Annotated in this window: 12 protein-coding genes and 1 pseudogene; 7 read left to right on the plus strand and 6 right to left on the minus strand. The window is 62.0% G+C overall.

The features are described from left to right. Nucleotides 1-9 precede the first annotated feature (9 nt). Both E2K76_RS13275 and E2K76_RS13280 read left to right on the plus strand, forming a co-directional pair. Complete coding sequence (locus tag E2K76_RS13275; protein ID WP_136684828.1) at nt 10-465, plus strand: cupin domain-containing protein; 456 nt, start codon at nt 10-12, stop codon at nt 463-465. A gap of 10 nt (nt 466-475) precedes the next feature. After that, nucleotides 476-1,564, plus strand: coding sequence for an LLM class flavin-dependent oxidoreductase (locus E2K76_RS13280; protein ID WP_136684830.1), 1,089 nt, complete (start codon nt 476-478; stop codon nt 1,562-1,564). Between the two features lie 93 nt (nt 1,565-1,657). On the opposite strand, the gene E2K76_RS13285 is transcribed toward E2K76_RS13280, so the two are convergent. From E2K76_RS13285 to E2K76_RS13310, 6 genes are all read right to left on the minus strand, one after another. After that, a complete protein-coding gene (locus E2K76_RS13285; RefSeq protein ID WP_136684832.1) occupies nt 1,658-3,193 on the minus strand; it encodes a copper resistance CopC/CopD family protein in 1,536 nt (511 codons plus the stop codon). Beyond that, nucleotides 3,193-3,618: a DUF1775 domain-containing protein gene (locus E2K76_RS13290; RefSeq protein ID WP_136684834.1), complete on the minus strand. Its 426-nt coding sequence runs from the start codon at nt 3,616-3,618 to the stop codon at nt 3,193-3,195. Before E2K76_RS13290 ends, E2K76_RS13285 begins: the two co-directional genes overlap by 1 nt. 20 nt (nt 3,619-3,638) lie before the next feature. After that, nucleotides 3,639-4,427 carry an ABC transporter ATP-binding protein gene (locus tag E2K76_RS13295; RefSeq protein ID WP_136684836.1) on the minus strand — a complete coding sequence of 263 codons (789 nt, stop codon included), beginning with the start codon at nt 4,425-4,427 and terminating at the stop codon, nt 3,639-3,641. Continuing rightward, nucleotides 4,421-5,410 (minus strand): ABC transporter permease, encoded by a 990-nt coding sequence (locus E2K76_RS13300; RefSeq protein WP_136684837.1) that lies wholly within the window; start codon nt 5,408-5,410, stop codon nt 4,421-4,423. The genes E2K76_RS13295 and E2K76_RS13300 overlap by 7 nt, the downstream gene beginning before the upstream one ends. A 10-nt stretch (nt 5,411-5,420) precedes the next feature. After that, nucleotides 5,421-6,470, minus strand: coding sequence for an ABC transporter substrate-binding protein (locus tag E2K76_RS13305; RefSeq protein WP_136684838.1), 1,050 nt, complete (start codon nt 6,468-6,470; stop codon nt 5,421-5,423). Between the two features lie 87 nt (nt 6,471-6,557). Then, complete coding sequence (locus tag E2K76_RS13310; RefSeq protein ID WP_136684839.1) at nt 6,558-7,709, minus strand: acyl-CoA dehydrogenase family protein; 1,152 nt, start codon at nt 7,707-7,709, stop codon at nt 6,558-6,560. Nucleotides 7,710-8,572: 863 nt separating this feature from the next. On the opposite strand from E2K76_RS13310, the pseudogene E2K76_RS20845 reads away from it, so the two are divergent. The 5 genes and pseudogenes from E2K76_RS20845 (at nt 8,573) to E2K76_RS20635 (ending at nt 14,754) form a co-directional block, all read left to right on the plus strand. Beyond that, a pseudogene (locus E2K76_RS20845) lies at nt 8,573-10,966 on the plus strand (type I restriction-modification system subunit M). Then, nucleotides 10,963-11,595, plus strand: coding sequence for a restriction endonuclease subunit S (locus E2K76_RS13320; protein WP_136684840.1), 633 nt, complete (start codon nt 10,963-10,965; stop codon nt 11,593-11,595). The pseudogene E2K76_RS20845 and the gene E2K76_RS13320 overlap by 4 nt, the downstream one beginning before the upstream one ends. After that, nucleotides 11,541-12,263 carry a restriction endonuclease subunit S gene (locus E2K76_RS13325; RefSeq protein WP_136684841.1) on the plus strand — a complete coding sequence of 241 codons (723 nt, stop codon included), beginning with the start codon at nt 11,541-11,543 and terminating at the stop codon, nt 12,261-12,263. Before E2K76_RS13320 ends, E2K76_RS13325 begins: the two co-directional genes overlap by 55 nt. A 161-nt stretch (nt 12,264-12,424) precedes the next feature. After that, nucleotides 12,425-14,296: a type I restriction endonuclease subunit R gene (locus E2K76_RS13330; RefSeq protein ID WP_220432239.1), complete on the plus strand. Its 1,872-nt coding sequence runs from the start codon at nt 12,425-12,427 to the stop codon at nt 14,294-14,296. After that, the gene (locus E2K76_RS20635) at nt 14,230-14,754 is read left to right on the plus strand and encodes a hypothetical protein (protein WP_220432240.1); all 525 of its coding nucleotides are present in this window, start codon (nt 14,230-14,232) and stop codon (nt 14,752-14,754) included. The genes E2K76_RS13330 and E2K76_RS20635 overlap by 67 nt, the downstream gene beginning before the upstream one ends. The last annotated feature ends 27 nt before the right edge of the window (nt 14,755-14,781 follow it).

The following is a 14,781-nucleotide window of genomic DNA, read 5'->3' on the forward strand; positions in this document are numbered from 1 at the left end:
GGATAACAGATGACCGAACAGACCCCCATCGCAAAGAACTGGAAAACCGAGGGCATCCGTGTGATCGCCCCCCGCGCGCGCGATACCGGAACGCCGGAAACCAAAGGCATGAACCGGCAGGTCGCCATTTCCGGCGCCCGCACGGGCTCCTCGGCGCTCTGGGCCGGCACCAACCACATCCGCCCGGGCGAGATCACCGGCGCCCACCATCACGGGCCGCTGGAAAGCATCATTTATGTCGTGTCCGGCACCGCGCTGATGCGGTGGGGCGAACGGCTGGAGTTCATCACCAGGGTCGAGGCGGGATCGTTCCTGCTGGTGCCCCCCTACATGCCGCATCAGGAGCTGAACGCCTCGGACACCGAGGATCTGCATTGCGCGCTGGTGCGCAGCGGGACCGAGGAAGTCGTGGTCAACCTGCCCGATCTGGACATCACCGACGATCCCGAATGGATCACCTTTTGAGGAGCCCCGCATGACCATCGAATTCATCGGCTATATCGGCAACCGAAACGGCTCCGAAACCATCCCGTATCATGGCCCCGTCATCGACCGCGAACATATCCGGGCCGCCGCCGCCATCCACGAAAATGGCGGTTTCGACCGCGTTCTGCTGGCCTTCCATTCGCATTCGCCCGAAAGCCTGCTGGTCGGCCAATATGCGGCCAGCGTGACCTCGCGGCTGGGCTTTTTGCTGGCGCACCGCCCCGGTTTCGTGGCGCCGACGCTTGCGGCGCGGCAGCTTGCCACGCTGGATCATCTGACCGACGGGCGCGTGGCCGTCCACATCATCACCGGCGCGGCGGATGCCGAGATGGCACGCGACGGTGACTGGCTGGGCAAGGACGAACGCTATGCCCGTGCCTCGGAATATATCGATATCCTGCGGCAGCAATGGCAGGCGGAAGAACCGTTCGACTATACCGGCCAATACTACCGCGTATCGGGCGCACGGTCCGAGGTGCAGCCGCGCAACCTGCCGGTATTCTTCGGCGGCTCCTCCGCTGCGGCGCTCGCGGTCGCGGGCAAGCATGCCGACACCTATGCCCTTTGGGGCGAGACGCTGGAGCAGGTGGCAGAAACCATCGCCGCCGTCCGCGCCGCCGCCGCGCCCCACGGACGCCGCCCGCGCTTCAGCCTGTCGCTGCGCCCGATCCTTGCCGAAACCGAGGACGCGGCGTGGGCCAAGGCCGAGCGTCTTCTGGCCCGCGCGACCGAACTGCGGCAGGACGGCGCTACGCGCCACATCTCCACCGGCGGAAGCGCAACGCCCCCGAACGAAGGCTCGCGCCGGTTGCTGGCGGCGGCGGATAAAGGCGCGCGCCTCGACAAAAGGCTCTGGACCGGAATGGCGAAGCTGACCGGCGCCGCGGGCAATTCCACCTCGCTTGTAGGCACGGCCGATCAGGTGGCTGAGGCGATGATGGATTACCACCGCATCGGCATTGACACCTTCCTGATCCGCGGCTTCGATCCGCTGGAGGATGCCTTCGTCTATGGCCGTGACCTGATCCCCCGCGTGCGGGCCCTCGCGGGTGAGGATCATGTAATCGCGGCAGAATGAACGGCCAAGACTGATATTGCGAAGTTGCAACGCGGAAGGACCCTCCTCCGCGGGCATCCTCGCCTTGCGAGGAAAAGGCGCGGAAAATCATCTTTACGGACGGGAAGGGGCCAAGGTCACGATGTCCATGATTTTCTCGGCGCGGAAGTCGCTGATGGTCAGCATGACGGTCAGCACCCAGAACCCGTCCATCGGCAGCACGAAGGTGCCGGCCTCCACGGTGGTGCTGCCGTCGCCCTCCACGCGGCGCGCGAGGGGGCCCAGCCCGTAGGCAGGTTTTGCGAACGTGACCTCTGCGGCAAGCGGCGACAGCGGCGCACCGTCAAGGCGAAGGTCCTCCAGCCGCGCGGCAACGGGTCCGGCGCGATCGGAGTTCAGCACCAACGTGCCCGTGATGGCGCCCGAGGCAAGCGGCTGGCGCAACTCCGCCGGCGGGGGGATCAGGCTGCGCGGGGGTGGGGTGAAACGCCATGATGCGAGGGTGCCCACGATCAGCACCGCCAGCACCAGTTCGGCGCCGATGCTGCGGACAAGCGGGCCGTGGCGACCGATCATCGCCAGCCCCGTCAGCCGATGGCGGTTCCATAGGGCAAGCGCAAGAAGCGCCGCAACCAGCGTCAGCTTGGCCAGCAACACGCGGCCATAGGCGGTCGCCCAAAGTGCCGCCGGTTGTTCAACTTGCACCACGGCAATGGCGCAGCCGCTGGCCAGCAGCACCCCCAGCCCCCAAGGGATCATCTGCGAAAAGCGCCTCAGCGCCGCCGCGCCGCCTCCCGTGCGCAAAGCAATGGCCAGAACCGGAAGCGCCCCGATCCACAGTGCCGCAGCCAAGACGTGCAATGCGATCGCAGGTCGCATCAACATCTGCGGCGGCGCAGTCGCGGCATGGCCCGCCACGGCGGCCGAGGCGGTCGTGGCAAGCAGTGCCAGAATGACCATCGCGCGATGGCGGGCAAAGAGAAGAGCGGCGAATGTCGCGCCTGCAAGCAGCAGGGCAAGTGCCGAGGGGCCGGTCACCGCCTCGCGCCACGGTGCGGCGGTGGCAACTGCCGAAAGCGGCAAGCCCAGCAGTTCAAGCCCCTGCGTCAGCGCCACGACCGGCAGCGCCACGAGCCCCACCGCCGCAGCGCCATTCGTAATGTTCCGCGCAGAACGTGCGAGCAGCCCGAAGGCCGCCGCTCCCGCCCCCACCAGCAGGGCGGACAGAAGGATGCTGCGCGCCGCCCAAAGCAGAAGGCGGGTCGGCAGCGGCGCGGCTGTTTCCACCGGCCGGATCTGCGACGGCGCACCGATCGAAAATAGCGTTCCGCCTGCCAGGGGATGCCCATCCTCGGCGGTGACGCGCCAGGATATGAGGTGGCTTCCCTGCTGCTGTAACGGGCGAAGTGCCCAACTGACGGCATTGCCTTGGAGGGTGGCTGCAGGCAGCGTGTGGGTGGTGCCGTCCGGCTTTGTCACTCGCGCGACTAGCGGCCGGACGGGGCTGTCGAAGTGCAGGTTGACCGCATCGGGGCCCGCGTCGAGGATTGCGCCATCTGCTGGATCCGTCTCCATCAGCGCGGCGTGGCCATGGGCAGCCCCGCTGCACAGCACCAACAGCAGGATCGCGCATCTAAAGATCGAAGTCATCAGGGGGCAAGCACCCGAACGCGCGGCGCGGGGCTGCCTGCGTTTTCATCGGTCTCTATCCAGCGGTGCTCGGCATCGCCGCAAATCTGGATGACCGGCAGCAGAAGCGGATCGGGTGCGTCGGGCGCGACGGTCGCGCTTATGGTGAAGGCACCGTGGTCGCGATCGTTCAGGATGCCGCCGGTCCAGGCGATCTCGGTCGCCGAGGCGGTGGCGGTCCAGCCGTCCGGAGCCACCGGCGTGACGCCCTGCAACCCGAAAGGCACGCCAAGGCGCAGGCCCGTAGTGGGCGCGCCTGCGCAGCCGTGCCCGATCTCCAGCGCAATCTCCACCTGTGTGCCGGCGGTGACTTCGATCGGATCGGTATGGACATGGGCCTGCGCGGGCAGCGCGACGAGGGTGAGAAGGGAGAGTCTGAGGATCATCTTGTTACCTTGGAGAGAATTCACCAGCTTGCTTCGAGGCCCAGATGCCCCAGTGCCTGACGGCGCAGATCGGCCAGCTGCGGATCGCCCCGATGCCGGGGATAGGGCAGATCGACAGGCAGATCGGCGACGATGCGGGCGGGGCGCGGGCCAAAGACGATGACACGCTGCGCGAGGAATATCGCCTCTTCGACGTCATGCGTCACCAGCACCGCCGTCAGTCCGGTCTGTTGCCAGAGCGAGACCAGCTCGGCCTGCATCGCCAGCCGTGTCAGCGAGTCCAGCTTGCCCAGCGGCTCGTCAAGCAGCAGCAGGTTCGGGCGGTTGACCAATGCGCGGGCAAGCGCCACTCGCTGCGCCATGCCGCCAGAAAGCTGATGTGGATAAGCCTTGTCGAACCCTTCCAGCCCGACCATGCGGATCGCTGCGTCAACCCGACGCCCTTCGGTCTTCAGGATACCCTGTGCTTCCAACCCCAGTGCCACATTCGCGCGCACCGTGCGCCAGGGGAAAAGGGTCGGATCCTGAAACACGAGGATGCGGGACGGATCAGGATCGCCAACCTTGGCCCCGTCCACCTTGATCGACCCTGCCACGGGATGATCAAGCCCGGCCACAAGCCGCAGCAACGTGGACTTTCCGCAACCCGAAGGGCCAAGGAGGGCGACGAAGGCACCCGGTTCGATATCGAACGAAACGTCGTCGAGCACGGGCAGCGGTTTGCCCTCCAGATCGAAGCGGTGGCTGACCGCGTCGACCGCGATGCTGCGGCCCGCTTCGGGAACGGTCTGAAGTGCGGCGGCTACCATCTTACGACTCCTTTTTGCCAGACAAGAACTCGGTCGCGGATGCGGAACAGCAGCGTGATCAGCCCCGAACACATCGCGGCCATCACGAACAGCGCGCCATACATGTTGGCATAGGCGGCCCAGCCCTGCGCCCATTGCAGATACCAGCCGAGTCCTGCCTCGACGCCCAGCATCTCGGCCACGACAAGGACGGCAAAGGATGTGGACAGGCCCATGAACAGACCGACGAAAACATGCGGCAATGCCGCCGGAATCGCGACCTTCAGGATCAGGAAGCGCGGGCTTGCGCCAAGCGTGCGGGCGATCTCGTAGTAATCGCGGTTCACCGCCGCGACGCCCGACCATGTCAGCACTGCGACCGGAAAGGCGGTGGAAAAGGCGATCAGGAAAACGCTGGCCGATCCCGAGGTCGGAAAGATGAAGAACGCCAGCGGCAACCATGCGGTGGCGGGAAGCGGCCCGATATAGCGCAGAAGCGGGACCGACCAGTAGCTGAACGCCCGCGACCAGCCCATCGCGATGCCGATGGAAAAACCCGCCGCAGCGCCCCAGAGGAACCCCTGACCCAGCAGCAGCACCGAGAACCAGGCGCTGTGGAGCATCTTGGGCCAGTCGTAGAGGAATACCTCGAACATGGCCTGAGGCGTGGGGAAGAAGGGTTGCGGCAAGATTCCGGTTTTGGCAGTCAGCACCGTCCAGACGACGGTCGCGACCGCGATGGCGAAAAGCCACGGCCCACGAAGCTGCGTCCATGCGCCGGCCCGCCCAAGCCGCCCGCCGAACAGCCCGAACAAGCCCACGACCGCGCCCAAGGCGGCCCATGTCAGCGACAGCTCACGCACAAGGGGTTGGAACGTCAGATCGGGCCACCACGAAAGCAGCGCCGCCGCCCCGAACCAGCCAAGGGCGGCCAGGAGGGTGACGGGCTGCAGCGCGGTGACGGGGCCGACATCCAGACGGAGGGTGGTTTCTGTTGTCGTCATCGCGACCTCCTCATGTGCTCAGCACGTCGGCGTAGACCCGATCGGCAAATCCCTGCGGATCGGTCGAGCGGCGGAAGACGTTGATTTCGCGCAGCTCCTCGGCATAAAGCGCGATTTCGTCACGCAGGCTTACGCCAGTGGGGGTGTGGTCGTGCGTCTGGTCCTGAAGCACAGCAACCAAATCCTCGATGGAGCGGCCGCGCGGGGCTTGGGGCAGGAACGCGCGTGCGGCGTCCTCGGGCTTGGCCACCGTCCAGTCCTGCGCCTCCAGCAGCGCGCGGGTCAGAGCCTGCGCCGTTTCGGGGCGTTCACGGACCAGCTCGCCGCTGAGGCCCGCGATGCAGCAGACGCGGTTCTCGAACCCGTGGTCGAGGTTCGATGCGATCTGGACGTATTTCTCGGGCTGGTCGCGCAGCCAGAAGAAGGCCTTGGGGTCGCCGTCGGCAATGGCGTCGATCTCGCCGCGATCGGCGGCGATCTCCAGCACGTCGGCGGAAAACGCCTTCCACGTCACGTCCGTCTCCGGATTGATCCTCGCCTTATGCAGCAGGATCGAGAAGAAGTTCTTGCCCGGTGCCGCAAGGTCGGTGACGCCGATAGTCTTGCCGCGCAGCTGCGACAGTTCTGTGATGCCGGTGTTGGCGGTCGTCACCAGCCGCGAGCAGCCCCCATGGGTGCCCGCCGTCACCTTGACGTCGAACCCCTGTTCAAGCGCCTTCAACCAGCGCAGCGCCATGCCGACGCCGCCCTCGGCCTTGCCGGTCGCGATCGCCTCCAGAAGCGCCTCGGTCGAGGCGCCGAAGTTCACGATCTCGACGTCGAGGCCGTATTTCTCGAAAATGCCGTGGTCCTTTGCGACGAAGACCGGCGCGAGGCATATCGCCGAGGCGTTCGAGGCGAACCGCACCTTGGTCAGCGCACCTGCGGACTGGGCATTGGCGATCCGGCCAAGGCCCAGCCCCAGTCCGGCACCGATGAAGGGGGCGGCTAGGCCAAAACCGGCTGCGGCCTTCAGCAGGCCGCGGCGGTTTGGTCTCGCGAAAGGGGCACTGTCGGTCATCTGGATCTCCATTACAAAGCGGGCAGGCGCCCGGAAAGGTTTGGGACGATGCGGCACGTCGGCGTCGTCCTTAGGATCGTTTGCGGTTCAAAGGCCCAGAGCCTGCCGCCCGGCGGCGACCAGCACGGTATCCTCCTGCGGCGTGTGAATGCGTCCGCAAAGCACGTCGCGAAGGTGCCGCTCCAGTGGATTGCGCCGGGCGATGGCGTGATTGCCCGCAAGCTTCGTCGCGGCCTCCACCGCAGCGATGGCGTTCTCGGTGGCGGTCAGCTTTACGATATTGCTTTCGATGGCGGGCAGGGGGCTTCCGGCATCGACTTCGGCTGCGGCTGCGCGGATCAGACGGCGGTTCACTGAAAGTCGCGCCGCGATGCCGCCCATCGCCTCCTGTTGGCGCGGCAGTTCGGAAAGGGGCTTCCCAAGATTCGCGGGCACCCGAGCCTTGAGAAACTCCGCGATCCAGTCCTGCGCCGCTTCGGCCACTCCGGTATAAAGCGCTGCGATCAGCAGGTTGCCCCAGGCCGCCACATCGTCGCCGCGCGCCCATTCTCCGGGGCGGCGGATGTCGGCGGCAGCCCCGTGCGGCAGTTGAACATTATCGAAGACCACGTCGTGGCTGGCTGAAGCGCGCAGGCCCAGCGTGTCCCAGCTTTCGTGGATCGTCACGCCTTCAGCCGCCATAGGCACCAGAAACAGGCCGACCCTCGGCTCGGCCTCGTCGGTTGCGGCCCAGACGAGACCCCAGTGGATTGCGGTGCAGCCGGTCGAGTAGATTTTGCGACCCGACAGGCACCAGCCATCGGCGGTGGCGCAGGCAATCGTCGCGGGAAGTCCGCCGCGAACCGGGGTGCCCAACTCCGGCTCGACGCGCAGGGCGTTGATCAACTCGCCCCGTTCGGCCCCGCCGCGCAGCACTTGCGCCAGCAGTGACGGATCCCAACGCCCCTTCGACAGCGTTGCCATGTTGACGTAGTGCATAACTGCGACCAGCGCGACGGAAGGATCGGCGCGTCCGATTTCGTGGATCACCTCGGCCGCGGTCGCGAGGCCCGCGCCCAAACCACCGGCCGAGACGGGTGCGGTCAGGCCCAGAAGCCCCGCTGCGTGCAGGGCCGCAATGCTTTCATGCGACAGTCGTGCGTCGGAATCCGCTTCGGCAGCGCGCCTCGCCATCCCAGCCGCGACACGCCGAGCCGTTGCGACTTCCGGCATAACGGCGTCGACGGATCTGTGCTGCATCGACCCTTGTCCCTTTCGCTCGATAAGCGAGAATCGGCTTTCCGAAATCCCGACTGATGCAGTCGATATTCATTGCAATGCGAGCTTCAGACCATTCCAAAGACGGGGGGCAAGAAAGGAGGGATTTCTTCGGACCGGCGACTGCCCGAGTGTGTTTTTCTCAGGAGCTACATTCACTGTTACAAACAGCACCGCGCTCGCCCAAGTTCTCAGAGTGGCATTGAACGATGTGTCACCAAGGGCGCTGCATTTATATGATGCTTCGTGCCTTGGACTACTAGACCGAGTTACTCCGACAATGTAGGAGCGCGAGGCTTCCGCGCAGAGCACGATTGGCCGTTTTATCCGGTTGATGGCGGCGCCATGCTGCGCTGCCGTCATTCAGCTTTCCCACCCTTGAGCTGTCTTCATCACGTAATCTTGCCACATGGATGCGAATGGCAGGAATGTCCCATAGACTACACTCGGATCGGGATGATTGACTGCCGATAGGCCGAGGATGATAGCCAAGTCTTTGCCCTGCAGTGGTGCCGCTGGGCATTCGCGGGGGAACGCCGGCCAATGCGATCGCCTCATTGCCAAGAGGGCTGCCACAGAGGGGCGCTTTCGCCGCCTCCACCCGCTCCGCGATCAGCCAATCCCCCTGCGTGGTGCCGGTTGCGTCGCGAGACCGGCGTAGGAAGGTGCGGGGGCTCATGCCTGCTCGCGCCATGCGGTGGGCCGATCAATTCTGATCCAGACCTTCGCGCATCCGTCGTTGCGTCAGATGTACATACACAATAGGTTTGCGGCAAAAATTGCCTTTGCATGATCGGTCGCCCGCGCTGGACCATGCCGGGCGATATTCAGGACAGTGCATTGAAATGAACCAGGCATCCCATAACAAACTAATCTCTTTCATCTGGTCCATTGCCGACGACTGTCTGCGAGATGTCTACGTGCGGGGCAAATACCGCGATGTCATCCTGCCGATGGTCGTTCTGCGCCGCTTGGATACGTTGCTCGAGCCGACCAAGGACGCGGTCCTTGATGAGGTCAAGTTTCAGCGCGACGATATGCAGGCGACGGAACTTGACGATGCGCCCCTTATGGCTGCCTCAGGCTACGTGTTCTACAACACCAGCAAGTGGACGCTGAAGCGCCTCCACGCCACAGCGACGAACAATGACCAAATTCTGCGGGCCAACGTCGATGAGTACCTTCGCGGCTTCAGCGACAACGTCAAAGAAATTGTCACCCGCTTCAAGCTGTTCGAGCAGATGCAGCACATGGCGAACAAAGAAGTGCTGCATGTCGTTCTCGAAAAGTTCGTCTCCCCGTTCATCAACCTGACGCCGCATGATCTCGAGGATCCGGACGGCAGCATGATGCCCGGGCTGTCGAACCTTGGCATGGGTTACGTCTTCGAAGAACTGATCCGCAAGTTCAACGAAGAAAACAACGAAGAGGCTGGCGAGCACTTCACCCCTCGCGAGGTGATCCACCTGATGACGCACCTCATTTTCGATCCGATCAGCGGTCAGCTGCCGCCCGTCATGACAATCTATGACCCCGCATGCGGCAGCGGCGGGATGCTGACTGAAGCGCAGAACTACATCAAGGAACCGGAAGGGCCGATCGCTGCGGCGGGCGACGTCTACCTCTACGGCAAGGAAATCAACGACGAGACCTATGCCATCTGCAAATCCGACATGATGATCAAGGGCAACAACCCGGAAAACATCAAGCCCGGATCTACGCTGGCGAGGGACAGCTTCCCTGATATTCGTTTCGACTTCATGCTGTCGAACCCGCCATATTGAAAAAGTTGGAAGACGGATTAGAGAGATATTGTACGAGATGGCGACGTCATCGACCCGCGCTTTCAGGTCGAACTGACCGACTACTGGGGCAAGTCCGAGGTCGTCGATGCCACCCCACGCTCCAGCGATGGTCAGCTGCTGTTCCTGATGGAGATGGTGGGCAAAATGAAGCCCATCGCCAACAGCGTCATCGGCTCGCGCATCGCCAGCGTCCACAACGGATCCAGCCTGTTCACTGGCGACGCCGGCAGCGGTGAATCTAACATTCGTCGTCACATCATAGAAAACGACATGCTGGACGCCATCATCCAGCTGCCGAACAACCTCTTCTACAACACCGGCATTACCACCTACATTTGGCTGGTCACGAACGCCAAGCCCGAGGCGCGGCGCGGCAAGGTGCAGCTGATCGACGCGAACCTGATGTTCCGCAAGCTGCGCAAGAACCTCGGCGACAAGAACTGCGAATTCTCGCCCGAGCATATCGAACAGATTACAGCGGCATATCTGGCTTTCCAGCCGGTCGAGCGGGAACTGGACGCCAACGGCGATCCGACCGACATCGCGGTTCAGATCTTCGACAACACCGATTTCGGTTACCATAAGGTCACCATTGAACGCCCCGACCGCCGCCGCGCACAGTTCAGTGCCGAACGGTTGGAGCCGCTTCGCTTTGACAAGACCCTGCGCGAGCCGATGGAGCATCTGTGGGCCGAACATGGTGATCAGGTATATGATCCCGGCTTCCTGAAATCCCATGCCAAAGCCATCCAGGCATGGTGCGAGGGGCAGGAAATTGCGCTTAACGCCAAGCAACGGAGCAAGCTGATCGACACCAGCATGTGGCGACGCCTGCGCGATCTTCTGGAAACCGGGCACCAGCTGATGCAGGCCGTCGGCACCGAGGAAACCGCCGGCTTCAACGCCTTCCGCGACCGCGTGACCAAGGTCATGAAGGCGCGCAAGATCAAGCTGTCGGCGACCGAGAAGAACGCGATCCTGAACGCGGTCAGCTGGTACGCCGAGGACGCGGAGAAGGTGATCGACAAGTCTTTCACCCTTACGCCGTCCGAGCTGGCCAATCTGGCCGCGCGGCTTGGTTGCCCGGTCGAGGCTCTGGGCGATTTCGGTCTGTACGCACAACCCGATGGCAGCTGGCTGACCTACGAGACCAGCACCGATCTGCGCGACAGTGAATCCGTGCCGCTAAAGGACAGCATCCACCGCTATTTCCGGGCTGAGGTGAAGCCGCATGTCGAGGAGGCGTGGATCAACCTCGACAGCGTGAAGATCGGCTATGAGATCAGCTTCAACAAATATTTCTATCGCCACAAGCCGCTGCGCAGCCTTGAAGATGTGACGCGGGACATTCTGGCGTTGGAGGAACGGGCCGATGGGCTAATCGCGGATATTCTTGGCGTGAAGGTCGCAACGAAGCTGGAGCCGGCGGAATGAATATCGCGGCTTATCCGGCTTATGAAGGCTATTCCCCGGTTGATGTCGACTGGATAGAACAAGTTCCGGCGAACTGGGAAGTTATGCGCATTCAGGATTTTTCAACTTTCAACGACGACGTCGTCGATGAAAGGGCCTACCGCAATCGGCTTATCCGATACGTTGATATTTCCGGCGTCGATTCTGCGTCGAATACATACAGCTTCGAGGATCAGGATTTCTCTGCGGCACCGTCGCGGGCAAGGCGCCTAGCTCGTAGTGGGGATACAGTTTTCTCAACAGTTCGCCCCTATTTGAAGGCGGTCGCCACCGTCATGTGTCCCGAAGATGATCTCGTATTTTCCACAGGCTTCGCAGTCATCCGGCCTCGCGGGAATGCTAATCCGCGCTTCGTCGGTTATCTTCTGCGAAATGATCGCTTCGTGGATGAGGTGACGGCCAACTCAGTCGGTGCCTCTTATCCAGCAATCAACGCCACGGATCTTGCGAAGATGCATGTTCCGCTCCCCCTATCCCCGAACAGCGCGCTATCGCATCCTTCCTCGACGAAAAGTGTGCCAAGATCGACGAGGCGGTGCGGATCAAGGAAGAGCAGATCGCGCTGCTGCGCGAGCGGCGGCAGATCCTGATCCAGCAGGCCGTCACCCGCGGCCTGAACCCCGACGCCCCCATGGAGGACAGCGGCATCGACTGGATCGGCCAAATCCCCGCGCATTGGAAGGTGCGGCGCAGCAAGTATGTTTTCACGCAGCGCAAGGAACTTGCGCGGAAGAACGATATCCAGCTTTCGGCAACGCAATCCTATGGCGTGATCCCGCAAGACGAGTTCGAGGAGCTCGTTGGACGACGTGTAGTCAAGATCCAGACCAATCTCGAAAAGCGCAAGCATGTTGAAATTGATGATTTCGTGATCAGCATGCGCAGTTTTCAAGGCGGGCTGGAGCGGGCGTTCGCGACAGGCTGCATTCGATCATCCTACGTGATCCTGCAGCCGTTGCAGCCAGTGAATGCCGATTTCTTCGGCTACCTGTTCAAGAGCCCCCGATACATCAAGACACTTCAGGCTACCGGAAGCTTTATTCGGGATGGGCAAGACCTGAACTTTGACAACTTCTCGAAAGTAGACCTTTTCCTTCCGCCACTTGATGAACAGGCAGAGATCGCGGCCAACATCCGGGCTGGCTGTGAGAGGATCGATAATGGCATCGCCATCAAGGAAGAGCAGATCGCGGCACTCAAGGAATACAAGACCAGCCTGATCAACGCGGCGGTCACGGGCAAGATCAAGGTCGCGTAAGAGGGAATTATGGTCAGCAACACTAAGGAAGTCGCGCTGGAACAGGCAATCCAGCAGCACCTGACCGGCCTGACGACCGAAGGCCTTGCCGGACACCCCGCCCGGATGGTCATGGCCCGTTCCGCCTTGGCCTACCCAGCGATTTCGACCCGCAGTACGCATTGGACACAAAGCTGTTCTGGGAGTTTCTGGAAGCCACTCAGGGCAAGGAACTGGCCAAGCTACGCGACCGCAATCCGGTGGACTGGCAGCGCAAGATCATCGAACGCCTCGACCGGCTGATGAAAAAAGACGGCGTGCTGCAACTTCTGAAAAAGGGATTCGCCGTCGACGACGCGCTTTTCACGCTGATGTGTCCCGCGCCGCTGGCCAGCTCCGCCACCAAGGTGCATGAAAACTTTGCCGCCAATATCTTCAGCGTGACGCGACAGGTGCGCTATTCGCAGATCAATCCGCTGGAAGAGATCGACATGGTCATCTTCCTCAACGGCCTGCCACTGATCACGATTGAATTGAAGAACGCCTGGACCGGCCAGACCGCCCGCTATCATGGGCAAAAGCAATACCGCGACGGCCGGGACGCCTCGCAGCCCCTGCTGCAGTTCGGCCGCGCATTGGTGCACATGGCCGTGGACACCGACGAAGTGTTCATGACTACCAAGCTGGCGGGGGCGGGAACCTTCTTCCTGCCGTTTAACAAGGGCCACAACGAGGGCGAAGGCAATCCGCCGAACTCCAACGGCCACAAAACCGCCTATCTGTGGGAAGAGGTGCTGACGCGCGAAAGCCTCGCCGGCATCATTCAGCATTTCGTCCTGTTAGAGGGCAAGACAACCGAGCCGCTTGCGAAAAAGACGCTGATCTTCCCGCGCTATCATCAGCTGAACGTCGTGCGGCGCCTGCTGGCCCATGCCGCGGATACCGGCGTCGGGCATAGCTATCTGATCCAGCACTCGGCAGGTTCGGGGAAATCGAACTCGATCACCTGGGCGGCTTATCAACTGATCGACACCTATCCGGCGCGCGCAAGCGTTCCGGGCGCCAAAGCGGTTGACCAGCCGCTGTTCGATACTGTGATCGTCGTCACCGACCGGCGGCTGCTGGACAAGCAGCTGCGCGAGAACATTAAGGACTTCTCCGAGGTCAAGAACATCGTCGCCCCGGCTCTGCGCTCGGCCGATCTGAAGTTCGCGTTGGAGAACGGCAAGAAGATCATCATCACGACGATCCAGAAATTTCCCTTCATCATCGACGGCATAGCGGACCTCAGCGACAAGCGGTTTGCCGTGATCATTGACGAGGCCCATAGCGGTCAAAGCGGCTCGGCGAATGACAACTTGAACCGCGCGATGGGGGCAGGGGGCGCAGACCCGGACGAGGATGATCCGCAGGACCGGATCCTTGCCGCGATGCAGTCACGAAAGATGCGCGGCAATGCATCGTATTTCGCCTTCACTGCTACGCCCAAGAATACGACGCTGGAAAAGTTCGGCGAGCGGCAGGCAGACGGCAGCTATGCCCCGTTCCATCTTTACAGCATGAAGCAGGCAATCGAGGAAGGTTTCATCCTGAACGTCCTCGCCAACTACACGACCTATAAAAGCTATTACGAGATCCAGAAGTCGATCGCTGACAACCCGCTGTTTGACACGAAAAAGGCACAGAAGAAGCTGCGGGCCTATGTTGAGCGGAGTCAGCAGACGATCAACACCAAAGCTGAAATCATGCTCGATCACTTTGTCGAGCATGTTGTCACGCCCAAGAAGCTGCACGGCCGCGCGAAGGGCATGATCGTCACGCAGAACATTGAGGCGGCAATCCGCTACTACAAGGCAGTGACGAAGCTGCTCGCGGATCGGGGGAGTCCGTTCAAGGCGCTTATTGCGTTCTCGGGCGAGAAGGTCGTGGATGGCGTCTCCTACACGGAAGCCGATATGAACGGCTTTACGGTCAGATGGCGTCCATCATGCCATTTGAAGTTGTCGAATGGGAAAAGCTATTCTGGTTCCTCAAGTTTCTTGTGCCGAAGCTGAAGATCACGGATCCCGATCAGGACATGCTCGACGAGCTTCTGGAGGCGGTTGATCTGTCATCATACGGCCTTGAGCGCACCAAGCTGAACCACAGTGTCGAGCTTGATGCTTCCGCCACGGAACTCGAGCCCCAGAACCCCAATCCACGCGGCTATCGTGACGGCGAACCGGAGAAGGATCCACTCGAGGTCATTATTCTGACGTTCAATGAACGATGGTTCCAAGGCTGGAGCGCTACGCCCGAGGAACAGCGCGTCAAGTTTATCAACGTGGTAGAAAGCATTCGCTCGCATCCAGATTATACGAAGAAGTACGAGGAAAACCCTGATCCGTATAATCGCGATCTAGCGCTGGAAAAAATTCTTCAGGACGTCATGTTGAAGCGGCGAAAGGAGGAGTTGGAGTTCTATAAGCTCTTCGCCAATGATCCGGCGTTCAAGATTGCCCTGAGCCAGTGAGCTACTCCCCGATCCTTGGACAGATTT

Origin of the sequence: Falsirhodobacter xinxiangensis (assembly GCF_004959935.1) — a bacterium.
Classification (GTDB): domain Bacteria; phylum Pseudomonadota; class Alphaproteobacteria; order Rhodobacterales; family Rhodobacteraceae; genus Falsirhodobacter; species Falsirhodobacter xinxiangensis.